Raw genomic sequence first — 1892 nt, 5'->3', positions numbered from 1 at the left:
TGTTATTTGAAAAACTAAATTCCAGTTGACCGATTCAAAATACGGAATTAACTTCTGCAAAGATGGGAGTGGAATTCACTCCTGCAAACAGCCTATAATTCAAGGTGGATAATGTTTTGCTTCCTCACTTACAAAGAAGGAAGTGTTCACCTATGGCAACACAGAAACATTTGACCCTTGAAGATCGTTACGCCATTCAACATGCACTCGAAAAATGCCACTCTTTCCGCACCATCGCTCGTTCCCTGGACAAAGACCCCACCACCATTTCAAAAGAAGTCAGACGGCACTGCCTGAGTAGATACTACGTGGGCCAAGGCCGCGTCCCCAATCGCTGTATCCATCGCCAACATTGTACTATCACCAGCTTATGCGCCAATAAGAAATGCCGAAAGGCATCCTGCAGTCTCTGCAGTCAGTGCAACAGTATCTGTGCAGATTTTGAGGAAGAGCTCTGCCCGCGCCTCAAACGAGTTCCCTACGTCTGCAATGGCTGTAAAATGAGGGAATCCTGCACCTTGATGAAATCTTACTATAGAGCGCAGGAAGCTCACGAGAAATACGAACAGACTTTGTCTGATTCACGTACAGGCATCAGCTTGTCAGATGAGGAGCTTGCGTATGTGGACGCGATTGTGTCGCCACTGATCAAGCAGAACCAGTCGATTCATCATATTTGTGTACACCATGCCGATCGCCTGCAGATTTGCGAAAGGACCCTCTACACCCTGATTGACCGGTGCTATCTTAATGCCAGAAACATTGATTTAGTGCGCAAACCGCGTTTCCGGTTACGCAAGAAGAAGGTCGAAAAGAAGATAGATAAAGCTTGCCGTACTGGCCGCACGCTGGTGGATTACAAGCGTTACATGGAAGAACAGGAAGAAGTCGCGACCGTCCAAATGGACACCGTAGAAGGCAGAAAAGGAGGAAAAGTCCTCCTCACCATCCACTTCACGAACTGCAACCTGATGTTGATGTATCTGCGCGACCATAATACGTCCCAAACGGTGATCGATGTTTTTAATAAACTGGAGCAAGACTTAGGCGAAACCGTCTTCCGCAAGTTGTTTCCGGTTGTCCTAACGGACAATGGCAGCGAGTTCTCAAACCCTGCAGCCTTGGAAGGAAAAGAACGGACAAAAATCTTCTACTGTGATGCCAACGCCCCTCATCAAAAAGGGCAGATTGAAAAGAATCATGAATTAATCCGCTATGTGCTGCCAAAGGGGACCAGTTTTGATGGGCTTACGCAGGCGGATGTCCAGTTGTTGGCTAGTCATATCAATTCCTACACAAGAAAAAAGCTAAACGACAAATCCCCTACGGAGTCGTTTAGCTTCTTGTACGGAGACGAGTTTCTCCATACCTTGGGTATAGAACTGATCCCACCTCATACAATAAACCTATCACCCTCGCTATTCAAGAAAGAAGGTTTGTCAGATGACCATTAAACGATTCCCGCTTTACGATGAACAAGGCCGAGAGTACCTATTGACCGCTTCTGAAACCATTGATTACCTTTTGGGAGAAGTGATTGCGTTAAGCCAGACATTGGCCGAGCTCGAAATCAAAATATCCCGCCTTTCAGAAGGAGCATTGAACAAAACCAACCGCTTCGAAGATGAAGGAATCCCATTCTAATCAGAGAATAGCAGCAGAACATTGTCCACAATAAAATATCTTTTAGGGGTGGAATTTACTCTTGCGAAAAAACGCAGAATCTTCACCTTTGGTTTGGCATGCCCAAAATTAGGCCGAATTCGATACAATGATCGCTCCAAAGTATCCAAATTGCCCTTTTGGGTCTTCATTTTTTGTCTATTTCTCTTTTCACCCGGTCCGGTGTGGAATTTAGTTTTACAAACTGGAATTTACTATTGCAAGTAACC

The 1892-nt window shown here is 45.4% G+C and carries 2 protein-coding genes; both read left to right on the top strand.

Going from position 1 to position 1892, the window contains the following annotated elements; all coding sequences use genetic code 11:
* Positions 1-152 precede the first annotated feature (152 nt).
* Positions 153-1454, top strand: coding sequence for an IS30 family transposase (locus C8U37_RS14275; RefSeq protein ID WP_108033870.1), 1302 nt, complete (start codon positions 153-155; stop codon positions 1452-1454).
* The gene (locus tag C8U37_RS14270) at positions 1444-1644 is read left to right on the top strand and encodes a hypothetical protein (protein WP_108033869.1); all 201 of its coding nucleotides are present in this window, start codon (positions 1444-1446) and stop codon (positions 1642-1644) included. Before C8U37_RS14275 ends, C8U37_RS14270 begins: the two co-directional genes overlap by 11 nt.
* Positions 1645-1892: the final 248 nt, after the last annotated feature.

Source organism: Trichococcus patagoniensis, from assembly GCF_003051085.1.
GTDB lineage: Bacteria > Bacillota > Bacilli > Lactobacillales > Aerococcaceae > Trichococcus > Trichococcus patagoniensis.
The sequence above is the reverse complement of the archived record's forward strand: the minus strand, read 5'-3'. Positions and strand labels throughout refer to the sequence as shown.